This window comes from Jannaschia faecimaris (assembly GCF_900107415.1).
Lineage (GTDB): Bacteria > Pseudomonadota > Alphaproteobacteria > Rhodobacterales > Rhodobacteraceae > Jannaschia > Jannaschia faecimaris.
The window spans coordinates 1-18,305 of record NZ_FNPX01000019.1 but is presented as its reverse complement, the minus strand read 5'-3'; the positions used below and the strand labels follow the sequence as shown (position 1 = coordinate 18,305).

23 protein-coding genes and 2 tRNA genes are annotated in these 18,305 nt (G+C 61.3%); 6 read left to right on the top strand and 19 right to left on the bottom strand.

Annotated elements, in window-relative coordinates; genetic code table 11:
- Positions 1-2: 2 nt before the first annotated feature.
- The 9 genes from BLV27_RS20055 to BLV27_RS16010 form a co-directional block, all read right to left on the bottom strand.
- Positions 3-128: a hypothetical protein gene (locus BLV27_RS20055; RefSeq protein ID WP_280140315.1), complete on the bottom strand. Its 126-nt coding sequence runs from the start codon at positions 126-128 to the stop codon at positions 3-5.
- Complete coding sequence (locus BLV27_RS19850; protein ID WP_244504710.1) at positions 129-770, bottom strand: multicopper oxidase domain-containing protein; 642 nt, start codon at positions 768-770, stop codon at positions 129-131.
- Entirely contained in the window at positions 709-1,545 is an 837-nt protein-coding gene (locus BLV27_RS19845) for a multicopper oxidase family protein (protein WP_244504709.1), read from the bottom strand. Before BLV27_RS19845 ends, BLV27_RS19850 begins: the two co-directional genes overlap by 62 nt.
- 14 nt (positions 1,546-1,559) lie before the next feature.
- Positions 1,560-2,438 carry a copper resistance D family protein gene (locus BLV27_RS16035; protein ID WP_092647516.1) on the bottom strand — a complete coding sequence of 293 codons (879 nt, stop codon included), beginning with the start codon at positions 2,436-2,438 and terminating at the stop codon, positions 1,560-1,562.
- 3 nt (positions 2,439-2,441) lie between these two features.
- Positions 2,442-2,786, bottom strand: a complete 345-nt coding sequence (locus tag BLV27_RS16030; RefSeq protein ID WP_092647515.1) for a copper resistance CopC family protein — start codon at positions 2,784-2,786, stop codon at positions 2,442-2,444.
- The gene (locus tag BLV27_RS16025; protein WP_244504708.1) at positions 2,783-3,247 is read right to left on the bottom strand and encodes a c-type cytochrome; all 465 of its coding nucleotides are present in this window, start codon (positions 3,245-3,247) and stop codon (positions 2,783-2,785) included. Before BLV27_RS16025 ends, BLV27_RS16030 begins: the two co-directional genes overlap by 4 nt.
- Positions 3,244-3,738, bottom strand: a complete 495-nt coding sequence (locus tag BLV27_RS16020) for a DUF411 domain-containing protein (protein ID WP_092647514.1) — start codon at positions 3,736-3,738, stop codon at positions 3,244-3,246. Before BLV27_RS16020 ends, BLV27_RS16025 begins: the two co-directional genes overlap by 4 nt.
- A gap of 100 nt (positions 3,739-3,838) precedes the next feature.
- Complete coding sequence (locus BLV27_RS19170) at positions 3,839-4,153, bottom strand: hypothetical protein (protein ID WP_139176699.1); 315 nt, start codon at positions 4,151-4,153, stop codon at positions 3,839-3,841.
- A gap of 68 nt (positions 4,154-4,221) precedes the next feature.
- Positions 4,222-4,809, bottom strand: a complete 588-nt coding sequence (locus BLV27_RS16010; protein WP_092647512.1) for a hypothetical protein — start codon at positions 4,807-4,809, stop codon at positions 4,222-4,224.
- A gap of 53 nt (positions 4,810-4,862) precedes the next feature.
- Here BLV27_RS16010 and BLV27_RS16005 point away from each other — a divergent pair, with 53 nt between their 5' ends.
- Positions 4,863-5,393 carry a Crp/Fnr family transcriptional regulator gene (locus BLV27_RS16005; protein ID WP_092647511.1) on the top strand — a complete coding sequence of 177 codons (531 nt, stop codon included), beginning with the start codon at positions 4,863-4,865 and terminating at the stop codon, positions 5,391-5,393.
- 407 nt (positions 5,394-5,800) lie between these two features.
- On the opposite strand, the gene BLV27_RS16000 is transcribed toward BLV27_RS16005, so the two are convergent.
- The 6 genes from BLV27_RS16000 to BLV27_RS15975 form a co-directional block, all read right to left on the bottom strand.
- A tRNA-Glu gene (locus BLV27_RS16000) sits at positions 5,801-5,875 on the bottom strand.
- A gap of 99 nt (positions 5,876-5,974) precedes the next feature.
- Complete coding sequence (gene recJ / locus BLV27_RS15995) at positions 5,975-7,735, bottom strand: single-stranded-DNA-specific exonuclease RecJ (RefSeq protein ID WP_092647510.1); 1,761 nt, start codon at positions 7,733-7,735, stop codon at positions 5,975-5,977.
- 1 nt (position 7,736) lies between these two features.
- Positions 7,737-8,696 (bottom strand): class II fructose-bisphosphatase, encoded by a 960-nt coding sequence (gene glpX, locus BLV27_RS15990; protein WP_092647509.1) that lies wholly within the window; start codon positions 8,694-8,696, stop codon positions 7,737-7,739.
- A gap of 80 nt (positions 8,697-8,776) precedes the next feature.
- The gene (gene mgrA / locus BLV27_RS15985; protein WP_092647508.1) at positions 8,777-9,832 is read right to left on the bottom strand and encodes an L-glyceraldehyde 3-phosphate reductase; all 1,056 of its coding nucleotides are present in this window, start codon (positions 9,830-9,832) and stop codon (positions 8,777-8,779) included.
- A gap of 21 nt (positions 9,833-9,853) precedes the next feature.
- Positions 9,854-11,140 (bottom strand): homoserine dehydrogenase, encoded by a 1,287-nt coding sequence (locus BLV27_RS15980; RefSeq protein WP_092647507.1) that lies wholly within the window; start codon positions 11,138-11,140, stop codon positions 9,854-9,856.
- A 70-nt stretch (positions 11,141-11,210) separates the two neighbouring features.
- Positions 11,211-11,510: a hypothetical protein gene (locus BLV27_RS15975; protein ID WP_092647506.1), complete on the bottom strand. Its 300-nt coding sequence runs from the start codon at positions 11,508-11,510 to the stop codon at positions 11,211-11,213.
- A gap of 101 nt (positions 11,511-11,611) precedes the next feature.
- On the opposite strand from BLV27_RS15975, the gene BLV27_RS15970 reads away from it, so the two are divergent.
- Positions 11,612-12,214 carry a TetR/AcrR family transcriptional regulator gene (locus BLV27_RS15970; RefSeq protein WP_092647575.1) on the top strand — a complete coding sequence of 201 codons (603 nt, stop codon included), beginning with the start codon at positions 11,612-11,614 and terminating at the stop codon, positions 12,212-12,214.
- Positions 12,215-12,231: 17 nt separating this feature from the next.
- Here the strand turns inward: BLV27_RS15970 and efp are convergent, their stop codons facing one another.
- Complete coding sequence (efp, locus tag BLV27_RS15965) at positions 12,232-12,795, bottom strand: elongation factor P (protein WP_092647505.1); 564 nt, start codon at positions 12,793-12,795, stop codon at positions 12,232-12,234.
- Positions 12,796-13,275: 480 nt separating this feature from the next.
- On the opposite strand from efp, the gene BLV27_RS15960 reads away from it, so the two are divergent.
- A complete protein-coding gene (locus tag BLV27_RS15960; protein WP_055085756.1) occupies positions 13,276-13,605 on the top strand; it encodes a DUF6280 family protein in 330 nt (109 codons plus the stop codon).
- Positions 13,606-13,682: 77 nt separating this feature from the next.
- Here the strand turns inward: BLV27_RS15960 and BLV27_RS15955 are convergent, their stop codons facing one another.
- From BLV27_RS15955 to BLV27_RS15945, 3 genes are all read right to left on the bottom strand, one after another.
- The gene (locus BLV27_RS15955) at positions 13,683-14,603 is read right to left on the bottom strand and encodes a hypothetical protein (RefSeq protein ID WP_092647504.1); all 921 of its coding nucleotides are present in this window, start codon (positions 14,601-14,603) and stop codon (positions 13,683-13,685) included.
- Between the two features lie 119 nt (positions 14,604-14,722).
- On the bottom strand, positions 14,723-16,117 hold the full coding sequence (locus tag BLV27_RS15950) for a TolC family outer membrane protein (protein ID WP_092647503.1): 1,395 nt from the start codon (positions 16,115-16,117) through the stop codon (positions 14,723-14,725).
- Positions 16,114-16,740 (bottom strand): protein-L-isoaspartate O-methyltransferase family protein, encoded by a 627-nt coding sequence (locus BLV27_RS15945; protein ID WP_342025374.1) that lies wholly within the window; start codon positions 16,738-16,740, stop codon positions 16,114-16,116. The genes BLV27_RS15950 and BLV27_RS15945 overlap by 4 nt, the downstream gene beginning before the upstream one ends.
- A gap of 167 nt (positions 16,741-16,907) precedes the next feature.
- On the opposite strand from BLV27_RS15945, the gene BLV27_RS15940 reads away from it, so the two are divergent.
- The 3 genes from BLV27_RS15940 (at position 16,908) to BLV27_RS15930 (ending at position 18,209) form a co-directional block, all read left to right on the top strand.
- Positions 16,908-16,981, top strand: a tRNA-Cys gene (locus tag BLV27_RS15940).
- 161 nt (positions 16,982-17,142) lie between these two features.
- Positions 17,143-17,604 carry a hypothetical protein gene (locus BLV27_RS19445; protein WP_092647501.1) on the top strand — a complete coding sequence of 154 codons (462 nt, stop codon included), beginning with the start codon at positions 17,143-17,145 and terminating at the stop codon, positions 17,602-17,604.
- On the top strand, positions 17,538-18,209 hold the full coding sequence (locus BLV27_RS15930; protein ID WP_139176696.1) for a site-specific integrase: 672 nt from the start codon (positions 17,538-17,540) through the stop codon (positions 18,207-18,209). The genes BLV27_RS19445 and BLV27_RS15930 overlap by 67 nt, the downstream gene beginning before the upstream one ends.
- Positions 18,210-18,305: the final 96 nt, after the last annotated feature.

Below are 18,305 nucleotides of genomic sequence, written 5' to 3'. Positions count from 1 at the left end.
AACTAAGCAATCGCCACCATCGTCGTGGCCCATGTGCCGCGCTGACGCATGACGCCGCCGATTGCTATAAGCGCAACGGTGACGCCGCCGAGACCGATCCCGGCCAGAAATGGTGCCCAGAACAGCATTCAGACCACCTCGAACCAGCCAGTCATGCCCGACTTTTGATGCGAGAGCATGTGACAGTGCAGCATCCACGCGCCGGGATTATCCGCGACAAAGGCGATCTCCACGGTTTCATCGGCTCCGACCAGAACCGTGTCACGGACATCGCCCGCCATATTCAGCGCGCCGCTCCGGGCCAGAACCTCGAAATGGTGGCCGTGCAAATGGATCGCGTGCGGAAACATCGAGCGGTTGGTCATTTCCATATGAACCGTCCGGCCCTGCGCGGCGCGGAACATCGGCGCGTCCATCCCGTTTGCCACGCCATTGAAGGCCCAGACCATGCCGTTGTCGGCCAGCTCGCGGAAAGCCATGGTTTCGCCTTCATAGCGGGCTTCACGCATCCCGCGCATCGCGCCGCCTTCCATCAGCAACGTCTCGCGCTGCGCATCTTCCAAATTCGGGGTCGCGAGCGTTCCCCAGGCAGGCAGGGGCCTCACGTCACCGCTCTGCACCGGTAGGGAGTCCGCTTCGGCCTCAAAACGAGCCAGCTCGACCCATTCCCCGTTGCCGGGGTCGATCAGAAGACTTGCAGCCGACCCGTCACCGGGCACGTCGATTACCCCGTCGGCGCGCTGCGCGGGTCCGAGGAGAAGCGTTCCCATATCGCGTGGCGCGACCGGGTGCCCGTCGAGCGCGATCAGCCAGGTCGGGCAATGCCAGAGGCATGATCCGTGCCGTAGCGGTGTTGATGATCCTGAGACGCAGCCGCTCGCCCGGCTGAACAGTCAGAACCGGATAAGCGCTGCCATTCACGGTGACGGTGTTGCCAATCCGGCCGTCATGCGCGGCGGCATGCAGGTCGTCCCACCTGTCCTCGACAATTGCGGCCTCACCATCGAGCAGCCAGTCATCGAGAACCAGCACCAGCTCGCGCGTGGCCGCACCAGGCTGTCCGAGCCAGGGTTCGCGGTCCTCGACAATCAGCGGACCCGCGAGACCGCGCGCAACCTGTTCCGTGCTCCGATTGTGGGCGTGATACCAGTAGGTGCCGGGATCGGGAGCCACGAAATCGTAGTCGAAAGTCTCACCGACAGGCACTGGCGCTTGCGTCAGCGGTACCGCGCCATCCATCGCATTTTCGATGCGAATACCGTGCCAATGAACGGCAGTGGGTTGCGGCAAATCGTTGATGAACCGCTTTTGGATGCGATCCCCGGCAGTGACGCGAATTTCCGGGCCGGGAACGGTGCCAAGACCTTCAGACGCATAAGCCCAGACCGGCGTTGCCGGGTATCCAGCCGGTGCGAGCTGCGCCGATGCGGGAGCCGCCCGCAAAACGGACAGATCGGTATCGGCAAAGGAAGGTTTAGCCATCAGGGCCGTGCCACCGAGGGCCGCAGTCGCTTTCAGGAAAGATCGTCGGGAAACCGGATTCATGGGAAGCCTCCTGTTCACAGGTTCACCGGTGGCGTGGTTATCGAGGTCAGTGTGGCAGTCGCGATCAAGATCAGCATGACGGCCAGAGCCTCGAAATGGATTAAGCGACGAAGATGGGTTGTGGCGGCAGGAGCGCCTGAGGCGAGTGCCGGAACGAGCCGCCATTTGTTGAGCGCGGCGAGGGCCATCAAGCCCGTGACCACGCCGAGCTTGGCAAGCAAGGTCCAGCCATAGGCCGTGGTGAGCAGCGCCGACACCGATCCCGTCATCAGCCATGCGAAGACGAGGCCAACGAGGATCAGCAGCGCAACAGTTGCGCTCGCGATGTTTCCGAAACGATGAAGGAGCGTCGCGCCCTCCGGCAGGTGGGCAGCGCGTTGTAGAGGGGCGAGTGCGCCGACCCAGAAAGCCGCCGCCAGCAGATGCACCGTCAGCAGTGCCGCAAGCAGCCATCGAGGATCGCCGAGCGCGTGACCGACGAAGGTGTAGGATATGCTGATCAATAGCGCCCCGACCAGACCGGCTCCAAGACCAACTGCGCCGCCAATGAGCATCGCGACGACCAGCACCTCACCCGCACCACGCCAGATCGCGGCCGTCCCGAGCGGGCTGTCCCAAACGAAGCTGAGCATCATCAGATCGACAGCGCCCGGCAGGCCCATCCCCGATATGCGGGCGGCGCGAATGCCGAAGCGCAGGGCCAGCACGACAAGACCGAACAGTGCCGCTGTGGCTGCGATTTTCCGGGCCAGACGGCGCACATCATCATTTGCGTCAGGGAAGGCCACCAGAAAGAGCGGCCCGCCCATGGCGAGAAGCGCGGCACCGTAACCGGCGGCTTTCACGATGATCGCCGCAACGGCCCAAGCGTCTATTGGTGCCAAACCTTCCACGGATCAGTTGGCAACTGTGAAGCCGAAGGTGCCTTGCATCGGGTGGCCGTCCAACGACAACCCGCGCCAATCGACAGTGTAGTTGCCCTCGGGCAGATCGACGGATGGCAGTGCGCGAAACTCCGTCACAGCGTCCATACCGGTTTCTCGTTCAATCTCCACATCGCCTTCCGGCCCTGTCAGCGTGATCGCGGTCACGCGCATGGGATCATCGAAACGCATTTCGATGGCTTCGACGGTTGTGGCCGTCGATTCATGGACCGGGGTGGTGTCTTCGGCTTTCGAATGTGCAAGCGCGCCCGTCGCCAGCGTGGCCATCATTAACCCGGCAAGAATATTCTGTTTCATTGTCTGTTTTCCATTTCGTCGTGACGGGCGCGAATTTCCTCCGGCCAGGTCGATTTGATGTAGCTGAGGACGGCGATGATCTCGTCGTCGCTCAGGACGCCCTCATAGATCGGCATGTTCGAGGCGTAGCCTGAATCACCGATCAGCGCGCCGGTTCCGTATTTGGTCAGCCGGAACAGCGTGTCAACGTCATGGTGCCACGTATGACCGGTTTCGTCGTGTGGTGGGGCCGGAAGCCGCCCGTCATCGCCGGGGGACCGCCAATTCGGCTGACCTTCGAGCTTGGCCCCGTGGCATGACGCACAGTTTTCCTGATAGAGAGCTGCGCCGAGCGTCACTACGTCCGGGTCCTTGTCCATAAGGAAAACCCGATCATTTTCGGCAGAACTTTGCGCGCTGACGAACAGGGCGGCTCCGATCAGAGCCACACCGCCAGCCGAAATCCAGAGGAGGCGGTTCACAACCCCGCCTGATAGAAGAACTCGCCCTCACCGGCTTCACCGCCAAAGGCAATCACATCATAGCGGGCAGATGGATCATTCCCCATGCCGGGCGATCCACCGGGCATTCCGGGCACGGCAATTCCGGTTATGTCGGGCCGGTCTTCCAGCAGTTTGGACAGCGCCTCGAAAGGCATATGGCCTTCGACCACATAGCCGTCAATCATCGCGGTATGGCAGGCCCACATTTCGCCGGGAATATCGGCATCCAGCTTCACGGTTGTCACATCGCGGGTATCTGTGACTTCGACCTCGTAGCCTTCCTCGCGGGCCAGCGCGACCCACGCGCCGCAACACCCGCAGGTCGGGGTTTTGGTGACGTGCATGGTGCCGTGATCGGCCATGTCGGAATGGCTGTCCGCATGGGCCATGCCAGTCATTCCGAAGGAGGCGAGGCCAAGCGCGAGAGCGGCGGCAGGAGTGACGGCAATAACAGTCTTGATTGGTTTCATGAGTTTTCCTCTCGATAAGAATGCGCCCCATTATCAGGGCAGCGGGCAAAGCCCGCATGACGGTGATTTTCGATTGAATCTGCGCAGAGCGCAGAGTGCATCACACGAGGCGCGGAGGATCGAGAGGACCGGATGGTTCAATGCCGGTCAGCAGAAGACGGAACATGGTGAGCGCGGCCTCGGAAGTCGATGGTCCAGCCATGTCGCCACCGCCATCTGCAAGCAGTGCTGGAAGGACACGACAGCTTTGTCCACGCTCAGAGCTGTCATGGCAGCACACCGGTCCATGGTCAGCCATGCTTTCGACAGCGACATGTTCGTGTTCGGAGCTCACCACATGACCCGCATCCATCGCCCCGGAGATCGAGGCGGAAAACGTCGCAAGGACGATTAGCATAGCGCGCATCAATACCATGAAATATACCTATATGGGGTATATGCGGATTTGCAAGCGATCAGGCAGCTACATCCTGTGGCGCAGGTTCAATGCCGGTGGGCATCCTCGCCCCGTGCCATCATCAGATGGTGTTCGCGATGATGATCCTGACTTGCCATCAGGCCAAAGAATCCAAGACCCCGTATGCGGGCGATGACGGCCGGATTGTCGCTGGTCGCGCGCAATTCCACATCGTCTTCTGTTTCCAACGCCGCGACCGTCCAGCGGTTATCACGGGCGAGTTGGGCTGAATGGGCCGGCACCATGCGCCGAAGGGTGGCGACAGTTTCCGCGTCACCGCTGGCCAAGATGCTGATGCCATTTGGCAGACTGGTTTCTTTAACGACCGCATCCGAGATAAGCCTGTCCATATCAACCAAGTGTGCCCTGAGACCGACGAGATCGACACGGCCCCAGTCGGTGTTCGGGTCAGCTTCCAGAACACGCACGACTTCGGAAAGCGCGGCAAAGGCCCCTTGCCCCGGCTCAAGCAACACAGATGCGCCCGCCGCTTCCGTCTGGCCGTGCATGGTATGATCCATTCCATCGCCATGTCCTGAATGATCCGTTTGAGCAATCGCGATTTCCCCTGCGCTGACCAGCGCGAGGACGCCAATACCGATACCAAGTCGCATGTCTGTATCCTTTCCTGTTGCCACGACCCTATCGAAATCCCGACATCTATTGTATGATTTCTATCATATCGGAGTGGATGCAAATTTTCGATGATGCCCCGGTGCGGGTTTTTACAAAGGGTGATATTCTGTTTCGCCGGGATGATCCGGTGCGGTCGATGTATTTGGTCAGCACAGGCGCGGTCGCGCTTGAACGCCCGCTGACAGATGGCGGGCATTTAACCTTGCACGTCGCAGGTGCGGGGGCTGCACTGGCAGAAGCATCGCTGTTCGCCGAGACGTATCACTGCGATGCGGTCGCGCGATCAAACGCCTCTGTCGCGGTCTTGTCACGAAGCAATTTTGCCGCTGAACTTCGCCAGTGGCCCGATGCCGCAATGAGTATGATCGAGACCCACGCAAGAGCCGTTCAGGCGCAGCGGGCGCGGATCGAGATACTGCGCTTGCGACGGGTCTCTGACCGTCTTGACGCCTGGCTCGATTTTCACGGGGAACCGCCGAAGGGCGAATGGATCATCGTCGCTGACCAGATAGGCGTCTCGCCGCCCGCGCTCTATCGAGAGCTGGCGCGGAGGCGGCTTTAGCGGGCATTCGCCGCGTCGCAGGATCGTGGTAGTTATGGGCTCGGAGCGGTCATTCGCTGTTCTGTGCACCAAGGTCCGCTTTCCTTGCATTCGGCAACCTACCGTTCATGAGTCCTGACCCTAGGTTTTTGATCCCACGGTTTGATGGTGCGATCCTTTCTCGGGGATGGAAGGAAGCATTATGGGACAAGTTCGTCACGGGGAGCGCCACGACCACGCCGGCTCCTAAGCGCTGCTCTGCATTAGGGGCGTGCTTTGGAAAGAGCCGTCCGCACTACCGTATTCAGTGACCGCAAAAACCTTCTGTGCCTAGAGGCAGTCGCCGTCATTGTGGGGGATGTAGCGGGGGATACGATCTACGCGAGAACTTTATTTCTCATTTTAATCAATATTTTGTGGAAATTCAGTGGCAGCCCGTAGGGGAATCGAACCCCTCTTTCCAGGTTGAAAACCTGGCGTCCTAACCGATAGACGAACGGGCCAGCTCGCTGACGTGAGCGCTGTTTAGGCGACGACCCAAAGGCCTGCAAGCGGTTTTCGCAACGAATGCCGCGCTTTTTTGCATGGCTGGAGAGCGGGTGTCAGACATCCGTTTCCGACATGATCGCCACGTCCTCCAGCTTGAGTTGTACGTCCTCGCGTCCTTGCCACCGGTTTAGTTCAAGCCGGCCCACGACATGCATCGGCGCGCCGGCGGCACGGGTCACGGCGTCGGCGATACCACTGCTCGTGGCTCGGAAGGCGATCGCGTCCAGGCGTCCGGGGCCACCGCCGGTGAAGGTGATCTTCAGGTGTCCATCGCCCACGGGACGGGCATGGGCGACGCGCAATTCTGGAAAGGCGAAGCGCGGAGCGGATGCGCCTTGACCGAAGGGGCCAGCCTGCTCCAAGAGCCCAACCAGGTCACGCGTGGCGGCACGAGGCATAAGAGTTGCGTCGATTTTTAGATCGCGCGGACCGTCGCGGTCCGCGCCTTGGCGGGCCACAAGCTCTGACAGGCGCGCCATTGCGGACTCGATCTTACCGACTTCAACAGTCAAGCCCGCCGCCATTCGGTGCCCGCCGCCCTTAACCAACAACCCTTCGGCCGCCAGCCGCTGAACCGACGCACCGATATCGACGCCCGTGATCGATCGGGCAGATCCTTGACCCAAGCCATCCTCTCGGATGCCGATGACGACAGAGGGACGGTTCAGGGCCTCTTTCAGTCGGCTGGCGACGATGCCGACCACGCCAGGATGCCAGCCTTCGCCCGCGGCCCATGCCAGAGCGGATCCGGCGGCGATGCAGGCCTCGCCCGCTGCAAGCGCGGTTTCGGTCACGCGCGCCTCGATGGCACGCCGTTCGGTGTTGAGCACGTCCAGGCGCTCGGCCAGTGCGGATGCCTCGGATTCGTCGTCGGTCGAAAGCAGGCGCGCGCCCAGATCGGCGGCCCCGATGCGACCGCCCGCGTTGATCCGCGGACCCAGTAGGTAGCCGAGATGATAGGCCGTCGGCGGCCCATCCATTCGCGCAACATCCGCCAAGGCGCGCAAACCCGGTCGGCGGCGATCGCGCAATACCTTAAGGCCCTGCTGCACCAGTGCGCGGTTCACGCCCAGAAGAGGTGCGACGTCTGCGACCGTGGCAAGTCCCACGAGGTCCAGCATCGCCATCAGGTCGGGGCCGGTTTCGCCGTCCTTACGCAGCAGTCGGTTGGCTTCGACAAGGCAAAGGAACACGACGGCAGCGGCGCAAAGATGGGCGAGTGCGCCGTCCTCGTCCTGCCGGTTCGGGTTCACTACCGCCAGCGCGGGCGGCAGGGTATCTCCGCCCAGGTGGTGATCCAGAACGATGACGTCTGCCTGCCCCTCGGCGGCGGCCAGCGCGTCGTGGGACAGGGTGCCGCAATCGACGCAGACGATCAGGTCATGGTCGCGGGCCAACGCCCCGATTGCAGGCGCATTGGGGCCATAGCCCTCGTCAATGCGGTCGGGCACATAGATCGTTGCAACACGGCCTAAAGTACGGAGCCACCACACCAGGAGCGCGGCAGAGGTGCCGCCATCCACATCGTAATCCGCGAAGATAGCGATGCGATGTCCATCTCGGGCGGCCGACAGCAAGCGGGCGGCAGCAACCCCCATGTCACGCAATGTCAACGGATCGGGCAGCAAGTCCCGCAGCTTGGGATCTAGAAATCCTGCGGCATCTTCCGGCAGAACGCCGCGCCGCGCCAAGTGTCGCGCGAGGGGCAGGGGGGGGCCCGTCTGTGCGATAGCCTCGGCCAGCCGCTCCTGCGCGGGGTCGAGGCTGACCCAGCGTCGTCCGGTGGCGGATTGCGTGACGCCGAGGCAGATCACCTCAGGTCGGGTTGCGATAGGTCATACGCCGGACGGACCCGGTCTTTGACCGCATCAGGATCGTCTCGGTCGTGAGATACCCCGGCTCGCGCCGGATGCCGGCCAGGATGGAGCCGTCGGTGACGCCCGTGGCCGCAAAGATCACGTCCTCGGTCACCATGTCGTCGCGTGTATAGACGCGGTCGAGGTTGGTGATCCCGGCCTTGGCAGCGCGTCCCCGTTCGTCGTCGTTGCGAAAGGTCAGGCGACCGAACATCTGCCCGCCCATACATTTCAGCGCCGCGGCAGCCAACACACCCTCCGGCGCGCCGCCGGAGCCCATATACATGTCGATACCGGTCACGGCAGCCTCGGCGCAATGGATGACGCCCGCCACGTCACCATCGGTTATGAGACGGATGGCACAGCCGGTGGACCGCAACTCGTCAATCAACTCCTGGTGGCGGGGGCGTTCGAGGACGCAGACCGTAATATCATCGGTCGAGCAGCCCTTGGCCGCCGCCAGAGCGTTCACGCGTTCGGCGGACGACATGTCCATCGTGACAACGCCGTTCCGAAATCCGGGGCCAATGGCCAGCTTGTCCATATAGACGTCGGGCGCATGGAGCATCGAGCCGCGCGGCCCCATGGCAATGACCGTCAGGGCGTTCGGCATATCCTTGGCTGTCAAAGTCGTGCCTTCCAGCGGGTCCAGCGCGATGTCGACCTCGGGGCCATTGCCGGTGCCGACTTCCTCCCCGATGTAGAGCATGGGAGCCTCGTCGCGCTCGCCCTCTCCGATGACAACGGTGCCTTTGATGTCCAGGCGGTTCAACTGATCGCGCATGGCGTTCACGGCGGCCTGGTCGGCGGCCTTCTCATTGCCGCGCCCGATCAGCTTGGCGGAGGCGAGGGCGGCGGCCTCGGACACGCGGGCCAAGCCCAGGGACAGCATGCGGTCGTTGAAATCGATCTTGGTCATGGAACTGGTCCTCGAAGAGTATAGCAGCCCTGTTAGCGGGCTGCGGGGGACGACACAAACGCGATTGCGCTACCAGAGGGTCAGACGTCTTCGGACGAAGCCGCCCAGAGGTTCAGACCTTTCTCGCCGGAGAGCGCATCGATCTGCGAAATTTCATCCTCGGTGAAGGTCAGGTTGGACACGGCACCGGCGCAATCGACCACCTGCGAAGGTTTGGACGCGCCGATCAGCGCGGTCGTGACTCCCGCCCGCAGAACCCATGCCAATGCCATCTGGGCCAGCGTCTGGCCGCGCGCCTGGGCGATGTCGTTCAACCCGTTCAGTGCCTTGATCATGTCCGGCGTCACCGCGTCCGGGTCGAGGGATTTGCCTTGGGTTGCGCGGCTGCCTTCGGGAACACCGTTGAGGTATTTGCGCGTCAGAAGGCCCTGCGCCAACGGCGTGAAAGCGATCGAGCCGATCCCTTCGGCGTCGAGCGTGTCGAGCAGGCCGTCGCGCTCCACCCAGCGGTTGAGCATGTTGTAGCTGGGCTGGTGGATCAGGCAGGGCGTGCCGAGTTCACGAAGGATCGTGGCCGCTTGGCGCGTGCGTTCCGTGTTGTAGCTGGAGATACCGGCATACAGCGCCCGGCCCGACCGGACGATGTGGTCCAGCGCGCCCATGGTTTCCTCCAGCGGTGTCTCGGGGTCGAAACGGTGACTGTAGAAGATGTCGACGTAATCCAGTCCCATCCGCTTGAGCGACTGATCACAGGACGCAATCAGGTACTTGCGGCTGCCCCATTCGCCGTAAGGGCCCGGCCACATGTCATAGCCCGCTTTGGAGGAGATGATCATCTCATCGCGGTAGGGGGCGAACTCCTCGCGCATCATCTGGCCGAAAGCCAGTTCGGCGGAACCCGGCTTGGGGCCGTAGTTGTTGGCAAGGTCGAAGTGGGTGATCCCATGGTCAAAGGCGGTCGTACAGATGTCGCGCTTGAGCTGGTGCGGCGTGTCGTCGCCGAAGTTGTGCCACAGACCGAGCGATATCGCCGGCAACTTCAGACCGGAGCGTCCGCAGCGCCGGTATTCCATCACCTCGTAGCGGTGGGATGCGGCGCGGTAGGCGGGCTCGAAGACTTTGGGTTTGCGTGCCATGTTGGGTCTCTTCCGGGTGGGTCAGGGTGTCTGGATCTGAAGCGCGACCGGGTCGCCGTTGACGACACCGGTGGCCACGACGCCTTTCAGCGCGTCTATCATGTCCATCGGCGCGCAGGGGTGCGTCACGATCAGGACCGGGGCATCGTCGCCAGGATGATCGTACTGGCGCATTCGGTCGATGGAGATGCCGGATCGGCCAAGTTCGGTCGCGACCTTGGCCATGGCACCGGGTTCATCGCGCAGTGACATGCGGATGTAATAGGCGCAATGCGTGGCCGCGTTGGCGCGCATTGCCGGGGTCAGCGTCGCGGCGGGCTGGCCAAAAGGCGCGATGTTCAGCCCGCGTGCGATGTCGCAGACGTCGGCCATCACGGCGCTGGCGGTGGGGCCTTCGCCCGCGCCCGCGCCGCGCATCACGATCTGGCCCACGGCGTCGCCTTCGATGACGACCATGTTGGTGCCGCCCTCCAGCTGTCCCAGCGGGCTGTCGGCGGGGACGAGGGTGGGGCGCATCGACTGTTCTATCCCCGCGCTGGTGCGGCGGGCTTCGCCCAGCAATTTGATGCGGTAACCCATGTCGCGGGCCCGGTGGATATCGTCGATCGAAACCCGTTCGATGCCCTGCAATTGTACGCCATCGAAATCGACTTGCGTGCCGAAAGCGATGGCCGACAGGATCGCCAGCTTGTGCCCTGCGTCGATGCCGCCAACGTCCAGGGTCGGGTCTGCCTCAAGGTAGCCAAGCGCGTCAGCCTCCTTGAAGACCTCGTCATAGGGCAGGCCGGACGACTCCATTCGGGTCAGGATGTAGTTGCAGGTGCCATTCATGACACCCGAGACGCGCGTGATCGCGTTGCCGGCCAACCCCTCGGTCAGGGCTTTCACACAGGGAATACCGCCTGCGACGGCGGCCTCGAAGCGCAGAGCTGCGTCGTTTGCCTCAGCCAGTTCGGCGAGGGCCTGACCATGCAGCGCAAGCATGGCCTTGTTCGCCGTGACCACCGGCTTTCCCAAGGCGAGCGCCGCTTCGGTCGCTGCTTTGGCCGGGCCGTCGGAGCCGCCCATCAGTTCGATGAACAGGTCCACATCGTCGCGCTTGGCCAGGGCGACCGGATCGTCTTCCCATGCGAAAGGCGTCAGGTCCACGCCCCGTTCCTTGGTCCGCGACCTGGCCGAGACGGCGGAGATCGAGATGTCGCGCCCTGTGCGCGCTTTCAGTAGCGCGGCGTGCTCTGCCACGATCTTGAGCACACCGGCTCCGACCGTTCCAAGACCTGCGATACCAAGGCGAAGGGGTGTGGTCATGACGGTATGCTCCGGGATCGATAAAGGGTCAGCAACGGGTTAGCGGCTGCGCCTGCGGGGTGCAACGAGATCAGATGTCGACTGCGCGCAACTGCGCTGCGCGTTCGCGAAGGCGTTGGCCCCGCGCCTCCAGCCCTCCGGTAACAGGGGGAGTGATGCGCGCACCGGTCAGTCGCGCGGCGCGGCCCTGAAGCTCCTGTTGCGCCGCGGCTGCGCGTGAGGGGCGGCTTCCTTCGGCCAACAGCATATCGAGCGGTAATAGCTGCGGAAACGGTTGCGCCTGCGCCGTCGCGCTCATTGCAGTCTTCGCGGGCGGAAGCCCCGGGTCGCAGGCCGGTAACAACAACAGGATGGGAAACACAAATCTCATGCGCGCAACCCTAGGCGGGGCGGCAGTTGGCGGCAAGACGGGGAACGCGCCCGGACCTGAATGCCCTTGGAATTGAACGGTCGTTCGGTTTAATTGAAGGTATGGCCAGACCAAGCGGATCAGATGCAGGCGTGACGGGCCCGCGCGTGCGCGCGGCGGCGGAACGTTTGTTTGCGCGCCACGGCTATGCAGCCGTCTCGATGCGCCAGATCGCGGCCGAAGTCGGAATCGGGGCTGGCGCGCTCTATCACTACACTCCGGATAAACAGGCATTGCTGCGCGACATGATGCGCAGCCATCTGGATGATCTACTTTCGGCTTGGGCCCAAGCGGATCCAGGTGGCGAGGCCGTCGCGCGGCTGGACGCGTTCGCACGCTTCCACATTCGATTTCACCTGGATCGACCCGATGCGGTCTTCATCGCCTATATGGAGTTGCGGTCGCTGGAGCCGGAGACCTTCGCCGAAATCGAGGCGCTTCGCAAACAGTACGAGGCCGTTCCCGAAGCCATCCTGCTTGATGGATTGCAGTCCGGAGTGATGCAGGTCACGGACGTGAAACTTGGTAGTATGGCGTTGATCGCGATGTTGACCGGCGTGAACACCTGGTACCGCGACGGCGGACGGCTGGATCGCGCCGCCGTCGAGGATGTCTACGCCCGAATGGCACTGGGCATGGTCGGGGTGCAAACCGTAGCGGTCTGACCCCTGACCTGACGCGTTCAGGCGCGTTCGGCGTATTCCATCGTTTCGGTGTTTACGATGATATCTTCGTCTTGGCCCACGAAAGGCGGCACCATCACGCGGATGCCATTGTCGAGCACGGCAGGTTTGAAGCTGTTGGCCGCAGTCTGACCTTTGACCACCGGCTCGGTCTCCACGATCTTGCAGGTGACCTTCTGGGGAACGGTCGCGTTGAGCGCCTCCTCCTCGTGGTACTCGATTTTTACCATCATACCATCCTGAAGGAAGGCACGGCGCTCTCCGAGAAGGTCCGCATCTATCTCGATCTGGTCGTAGGTTTCGAGATCCATGAACACCAGTTTGCCGTCGGTTTCGTACAGGAATTGCTGATCCTTCTGCTCCAGACGGACCCGCTCCACCTTGTCCGCGCTCCGGAATCTTTCGTTCAGCTTGGAGCCGTTGCGCAGGTTACGCATTTCAACCTGTGCGAAGGCACCACCCTTGCCGGGCTTCACATGGTCGACCTTGACTGCAGACCAGAGGTGTCCTTCGTGTTCGAGGATGTTGCCGGGGCGGATTTCGTTGCCGTTGATCTTGGGCATTTCGGAGAACTTTCGATTGGACCTGATGTTAAGGCCGTCTGTATCGCGGGGTCCAAGCCCAGACAAGCAACCGATTCTGTGGTCAGAGCTTTAAAAATTAGCCGATTGAAGCCATATCAGAAACGAAAATGCCACGGATGCGCCGCAACGACGGCATCTTCTGCCGCGATTCCATGTTGGTGCACAGCGCCCCTTGGCAGGCCACGCGGTCGGAGTTGACGGTTCAGAGATCGTACGGAGTTGCAACCGCAGGCACGGTTTTGAAATACGGCCAAATTGTGACAAAAACTTGATTGCAGTTGGCCGAACTCCATATGTTGTACCTAGTTGAATGGTTCTGGAACCAAATCTGCAATTTTCCGCCTATACGTATGCGGTTTTTGCAGGCAAGGTATTCGAAATACGCATAGCTAGAATCAGATCGCTGTGTTAGGTCAGTGCACCGGGGAAGATGCAAGAACAATTAGTGGAGAGAGCGGGATGACAAACTTCGTTGATGCGACGGCGTTCAATTTTGAGCAGGGGCAGCGAGCGCGTAAGCTATTTGCTGCCGTTGTGCTGGCCGCGCTGGACGATGCCATCTCGGACGACAAGAAATTCGGAAACGGCCCCGAGCAGATTGCCCGTTGGGCACGCTCCCGCGATGGCCGCGAAGTCTTGTCATGCGCCGGGATCGACCCAAACGAGCGGGTCGTGTCAGGTCTGATGGAATTTGTGAGCCGTGGTGTTCGGACCTCCGTTGCGCTTTCGCGCGAGGAAAGCGAGCGCCGCCAGGCCGCCGAATTGGCCGAGGCCGCCGAAGCCGCTTGAGCGACTGGGAAACAGGAAAAGGCGTTGCAGGAAACTGCAACGCCTTTTTTCGTCTCCGGGCGTCAGGGGATCGCCGTTCAGTCGATTTCGTCCGAGGCGAGAATTTGACGAATCTCGCGGCGCACCAGCTTGCGAACATTGCGAGTGATCCGTTCGCCAAGCTCGCCGGACAGCTCTTGGCGCACGATCTCGGCAATCAGGTCCCGGAGTGCATCATCGCCGCCCAAAGATGACGACAGATCGGCCAGTCCGGCGCGTCCCATTTCTTCTTGCAAGGATTTCGGCCCGGCCGAGCCAATTTCCGGCTCGGCCGGGCGCGGGTCAGGCTCGCCATGGGGATTGGGATTGGGATTGGTCTGGTGGATACCGTTGCCATTGTTATCTGCTGCGCCGCCGTCCGGCTCGGCTGCGCCGACAACCTCCTCCGTCGCGCGGTTGTCCGCTTCAGGCGCACGCTCATGATGGTGGTACTGAAATTCATCGTGCATCACGTCCCGTCGCGTGGCATCGGTCTCTGCCTGAATGACGGGTTCGGGCTCAGGTGCGCGCTCCTGTGCCGCGTCCTCCGTCTCGGCCTCGTAGTCGGTGTCTTCGGTGTAGTCCGAAGGCACGTCAACGGTCCGATCGGGAGCGCCCGATCGCAAGGGCGTGTCACGGTTCCCAAGGGCTTTCCTCATTTCATCCGCCGACTTGAGCGGCTGATCCTCGTCCGCGTCCCAAGCCACGGCTTCCGAACCTTCTTCCAGATCTGTAGTGATCGCGGCCAAGTCAGCGGGCAGGGCGTTCGTGAGGTGTTCGGCATCGCGTCCGTCACGCTCCTCCTGCGCCAAGGCGCGGATCATTTGGAAGGGGTCTTCTGGCTCCGTTATCCGATGACTGTCTTCGAGAACAAGCATCGGTCCGTCCATGACCTTCGGCTTAGCAGTTTGCCCACTTTCGTTCGCGACAAGTCTGCGAATGGACGAAAGGACGTCCTCGATATCATGTGTCTGTGCCATTGCCCGATCCTGTCTTGACGTGTGACCACGGGCGATCTGATGCCGCCTTCGGGTGATCATAGCACGAGGTTACCTCGCCGCGTCCACTTGGGCCGTGGCGAAGCCTTTTTTATCCGGTCTCAGTTGCGACCGAAACGCCGCATAACGGAGTCGAGACGGTTACTCTGCGCTGAGGGCTCAGCGGGGGAAATCGCCTGCGGCGCGTTTGAGACGGCATTGTAATAGGCTGACACGTCGTAGCGTTGAACCGAGAGGCCCAGATGCTCTGTCGTGAGCAAGCCGATGGATGCCAGAACGCCATAGACCGCCAGCTGAGCATCGCTTTCGGCCTGCAAAAGGTCGGTTCGCGAATTCAGAAGGTCTTGTTCCGCATCAAGCACGTCGAGCGTTGTGCGTGCGCCCAGCAGGGCCTCTTCACGGAAACCATCAAAAGCCAGCTGTGCGGCGCGGACCCCTTGACGTGTCGCGCTAATTTGAGCGCGCGAAACTTCAAGTAATGCCCAGGCGCGTCCCACGCCTTCGACAATTTCACGGGTGGTTTGGCCAAGCCCGGACCGGGCCGCGTGGGTCTGGGCAATTGCTTGTCGTTGCAGCGCGGGGAGGCGACCACCCGTGTAAAGAGGAATCCGACCGGTCAGGCCGATTGAGGCGGTGTCCGTCTCGGGCCTGGTGCGAGAAATCTGCCCGCGCAGAGATACGGTCGGAAGACGATCGGCGGCGCGCGCATCCGCAAGAAGAGTGAAGGCGCTGATATCGTGCTGACCTGCGTCAATCAGCGGATGAATTTGAAGCGCCAATTGCTGTGCACGGTCAACCGAGGGCGGGAGATCGGGCGGACTCGGCGGATCTTGCAGAGGTCCGGTCGGCAGGCGACCGACTGCCAGCCGGTACAACTCACGCTGGACATCGACTTGGCCGCGAGCAGCCGCGAGCGCGGACTGCGCAGCCGCCAAGCGGGATTGTGCAAGTGCAACATCGGTTCTCGTCACTTCGCCGACTTCGAACCGGTCCTGCGCGGCGCGCAGCTGCTGATTAATCAAACCAACGTTGCTCTCGCGAACATCAACAGTACGCGCCGCAAGGCGCAGGTCGAGGTACGCGGTAACGGCATCCAGCAAAACGCCCTGCTCGAATTGGACCAGGCGGAACCGTGCGGCAAGAACCGCTTCCTTGGCTGCCCCGATCCGAAGATGGCGCTGCCCGCCGTCTGCCAGCGTGTAATCCAGCACCAGTGAAAGAGCCCCGTTGGTCGTCGTGGTCTGGTTGCTGAAATCCTCGAAGGCGGTCGCCTTGCTGTAGGTGGCTTCGAAATTGACAGTCGGCCGCAACGCCGACACGGAAATCGCCACATCCTCGTCGGTGGTGCGCAACAGGAAACGCTGCTGCTCAAGCGAGGGAGAGCTTCGATAGGCTTGGATGAACGCATCGCTCAGGCTCTCGGCCATCGCAGGCACGGACATAAGCAAGGCAAGAGCGGTCGCGGCGGCACCGCGTTCGATTGTACGGCGGATCATAGAACAAATCCCGTCGATTTGGAAAAGCCGGGCAAGACTGGCCCGCTTGCGTTGAAAGAGGTGCGCCATCCGAGATGGCCATCGATAAGGGTCCCGATGCGGACTTCGCCATGCGCGCCGTCGGCGAAGACAGCCGCGATGCGCCCGCCCTCTGCGAGTTGCGCGGTCAAAGCCTCGGGCACGGTCTCGACCGCGCCCTCAATCAGGATGACGTCGAAGGGGGCGGCCTTGGCGGCCCCGTCCATCAAAGGAGCCTGCAAGACAACGGCATTGTCTATTTCATGCTGAGCCAGATTGCTCTCCGCTTCGGACGCGAGCGTTGCATCTTCCTCGACCATGACGACCGACTCGGCCATATGCCCAAGGACCGCAGCAGAATACCCAAGGCCGCCTCCGATGATCAGCACTTGGTCCGAGCGCTGAATGTCCAAGGCGTCCAGAACCTTAGCAAGGACGCGCGCCTCCATCATTTCACGGCCTGACCCGAGATTAAGGGGGGCGTCCATATAGGCGACCGGTTGCGCAGCCCGCGGCACGAAATCTTCGCGCGGCACATCGAGCATTGCGGATATAATCGGGAATTTCGTCACGTCAGACGGGCGGACCTGAGTGTCCACCATCATGGTGCGAAGGGTCTGAAACTCAACCATTGCCAGTAAACCAATCCGTTTAATACAGTACTTTTAGGAAAGCACGTCTTGCGCTTCGCTGCAACGATGAATGGACCGAAGCGGGCCTACACAGGTGCTTGCAGCCCTCGATCCGAGGCGTTAGAGCATCACCACCATGCGGCGAGTTGGCGGAGTGGTTACGCAGCGGATTGCAAATCCGTGTACACCGGTTCGATTCCGGTACTCGCCTCCACAATTCCACAACATTTTGCGCCCCTCACAGCATCTATCACAAGATGTTGTGAGGTGTGCTTTGTACACAACTCGCACACAGTCCGCGTGCAGTTTTGCTGCATTGTCGCCCCATTTTGCTGGATAGTGTTCAGCAGCAGATACTTATGAATCCGGCGCGCGATGAGTTACGGGATTAGCACTGTGAATGTGCACAAGAAACTGAGGCTGGATAAGCGGCGCGGCAGCGAGAACTGGTACGCGCGACTGACGCTGGAGAATGGCAAGCGCGTAGTGAAGAGCACGAAGACGGACGACTTGGAGGAGGCGCGCGAACGCGCATTGAAGCTCTACTTTGAGACCCAAGCTCGCATTGCTAACAAGCTTCCTGCCCAAACCCGTAAGTTCAAACACGTTGCAGAGTTCGCCATTCGGCGGATGCAGGACGAGCTAGCTAGTGGGACAGGGAAGCAAGCGTACAAAGACTACGTGTCTGCGCTGCGTCGATGGCTGGTTCCATACTTTGGCGACATTGACATAGCGAAGATAGATTTGGCTGCGCTGACGGCGTATGACGCATGCGCACAGAGCAGAACAAAAAGCCGTTCTCACAGAGCGGCATTAACAACCACAACGCTGCGCTGAACAGGGTTTTGGACGAAGCTGAGCTGCACGGCTGGCTGGTAAAATCTTTGCGTCCAACGTTGCTGAATAAAGGCACGAAGAGCGAAAGCAGAGGCAGCTTTACGAACGCAGAGTATACGCAAATTTATACGGTGCTGCGTGGCTGGCACAAAGAGACGAACAACGAAAAGGCGGCTGCAACGCGTGAGGTGCTACGCAACTACGTGCTGTTTTTAGCAAACACGGGCGTCCGGCACGGCACTGAAGCCTTGGGGCTGCGCTGGCGTAACATTGAGTGGCAAGAGAAAGACGGTGAGCGCTACTTGGTGGTGAACGTTGACGGCAAAACGCGGAAGCGCGCAGCAGTGGCACGAGACAGGGTTGAGAAGTATTTGGATAGGCAGCGCAAGCTAAATAAAGCAATAAGCGCTGACAGCTTAGACGAGCTGCTGACAGCGCGCAGCGAAGAGCATGTGTTTACGACACGCCTGGGGCAAGTTGCTAATATTGCCAGCTTGAACCGCGCATTTAATGCACTGCTGGACGAACTGGATTTGAAGGTGGGTGCAGACGGCAAAGAGCGCACGCTTTATAGCTGGCGGCACTACTACGCAACGCAAGACTGAATAGCCCCTAGTTTCCTAGACGCCTTCCTGGTTCACGTTGCGCTGTGTGTTTTCGAAGTCGACGGGTGACAGCATCCCGTTTCTGACATGTTTGCG

What these genes read in the sequence shown, in the direction of transcription:
- BLV27_RS20055 (WP_280140315.1), bottom strand. Translation starts at nt 128, where the DNA reads ATGCTGTTCTGGGCACCATTTCTGGCCGGGATCGGTCTCGGCGGCGTC.
- BLV27_RS19850 (WP_244504710.1), bottom strand. Translation starts at nt 770, where the DNA reads ATGGGAACGCTTCTCCTCGGACCCGCGCAGCGCGCCGACGGGGTAATC.
- BLV27_RS19845 (WP_244504709.1), bottom strand. Translation starts at nt 1,545, where the DNA reads ATGAATCCGGTTTCCCGACGATCTTTCCTGAAAGCGACTGCGGCCCTC.
- BLV27_RS16030 (WP_092647515.1), bottom strand. Translation starts at nt 2,786, where the DNA reads ATGAAACAGAATATTCTTGCCGGGTTAATGATGGCCACGCTGGCGACG.
- BLV27_RS16020 (WP_092647514.1), bottom strand. Translation starts at nt 3,738, where the DNA reads ATGAAACCAATCAAGACTGTTATTGCCGTCACTCCTGCCGCCGCTCTC.
- BLV27_RS19170 (WP_139176699.1), bottom strand. Translation starts at nt 4,153, where the DNA reads ATGGTATTGATGCGCGCTATGCTAATCGTCCTTGCGACGTTTTCCGCC.
- BLV27_RS16010 (WP_092647512.1), bottom strand. Translation starts at nt 4,809, where the DNA reads ATGCGACTTGGTATCGGTATTGGCGTCCTCGCGCTGGTCAGCGCAGGG.
- BLV27_RS16005 (WP_092647511.1), top strand. Translation starts at nt 4,863, where the DNA reads ATGATTTCTATCATATCGGAGTGGATGCAAATTTTCGATGATGCCCCG.
- glpX (WP_092647509.1), bottom strand. Translation starts at nt 8,696, where the DNA reads ATGACCAAGATCGATTTCAACGACCGCATGCTGTCCCTGGGCTTGGCC.
- mgrA (WP_092647508.1), bottom strand. Translation starts at nt 9,832, where the DNA reads ATGGCACGCAAACCCAAAGTCTTCGAGCCCGCCTACCGCGCCGCATCC.
- BLV27_RS15980 (WP_092647507.1), bottom strand. Translation starts at nt 11,140, where the DNA reads ATGACCACACCCCTTCGCCTTGGTATCGCAGGTCTTGGAACGGTCGGA.
- BLV27_RS15975 (WP_092647506.1), bottom strand. Translation starts at nt 11,510, where the DNA reads ATGAGATTTGTGTTTCCCATCCTGTTGTTGTTACCGGCCTGCGACCCG.
- BLV27_RS15970 (WP_092647575.1), top strand. Translation starts at nt 11,612, where the DNA reads ATGGCCAGACCAAGCGGATCAGATGCAGGCGTGACGGGCCCGCGCGTG.
- efp (WP_092647505.1), bottom strand. Translation starts at nt 12,795, where the DNA reads ATGCCCAAGATCAACGGCAACGAAATCCGCCCCGGCAACATCCTCGAA.
- BLV27_RS15960 (WP_055085756.1), top strand. Translation starts at nt 13,276, where the DNA reads ATGACAAACTTCGTTGATGCGACGGCGTTCAATTTTGAGCAGGGGCAG.
- BLV27_RS15955 (WP_092647504.1), bottom strand. Translation starts at nt 14,603, where the DNA reads ATGGCACAGACACATGATATCGAGGACGTCCTTTCGTCCATTCGCAGA.
- BLV27_RS15950 (WP_092647503.1), bottom strand. Translation starts at nt 16,117, where the DNA reads ATGATCCGCCGTACAATCGAACGCGGTGCCGCCGCGACCGCTCTTGCC.
- BLV27_RS15945 (WP_342025374.1), bottom strand. Translation starts at nt 16,740, where the DNA reads ATGATGGTGGACACTCAGGTCCGCCCGTCTGACGTGACGAAATTCCCG.
- BLV27_RS19445 (WP_092647501.1), top strand. Translation starts at nt 17,143, where the DNA reads ATGAGTTACGGGATTAGCACTGTGAATGTGCACAAGAAACTGAGGCTG.
- BLV27_RS15930 (WP_139176696.1), top strand. Translation starts at nt 17,538, where the DNA reads ATGCGCACAGAGCAGAACAAAAAGCCGTTCTCACAGAGCGGCATTAAC.